The organism is Halomonas sp. ND22Bw (assembly GCF_003011945.1).
Classification (GTDB): domain Bacteria; phylum Pseudomonadota; class Gammaproteobacteria; order Pseudomonadales; family Halomonadaceae; genus Halomonas; species Halomonas halophila.
Map to the genome: position 1 here is coordinate 1 of NZ_PXWD01000107.1, position 505 is coordinate 505.

Below are 505 nucleotides of genomic sequence, written 5' to 3' on the forward strand. Positions count from 1 at the left end.
CCGACATCGCGCCGTCGCCGATCACCGCGATCGCCTTGCCCGGCGCGCCGGTCAGCTTGTTGGCGGTGGCGAAGCCGAGCGCGGCCGAGATCGACGTCGAGCTGTGCGCGGCGCCGAACGGATCGTACTCGCTCTCGCTCCGCTTGGTGAAGCCCGACAGCCCGCCGGGCTGGCGCAGGGTCCGGATGCGGTCGCGCCGGCCGGTAAGGATCTTGTGCGGGTAGGCTTGGTGCCCGACGTCCCAGACGATGCGGTCGTCCGGCGTGTCGAACACGTGGTGCAGCGCCACCGTCAGTTCGACCACCCCCAGCCCCGAGCCGAGATGCCCGCCCGTGACCGAGACCGCGTCGATCATCTCCGTGCGCACCGCGTCGGCCACCGCCTGCAGCTCGCTCTCCGGCAAAAGCCGAAGCGACGCCGGCTCCGCCAGTCCGTCCAGGATCGCCGTCGCCTCAGAAGAGACAGGGCCCGCTTGCGTGGTTTCTTGCCGTGACACTGATTCCAT

At 70.1% G+C, this 505-nt stretch carries 1 protein-coding gene; it reads right to left on the reverse strand.

What is annotated here, in order from left to right:
- On the reverse strand, positions 1-496 hold a 496-nt coding region (locus CVH10_RS17195), incomplete at its 3' end, for a 1-deoxy-D-xylulose-5-phosphate synthase N-terminal domain-containing protein (protein ID WP_369335847.1).
- Between the last annotated feature and the right edge of the window lie 9 nt (positions 497-505).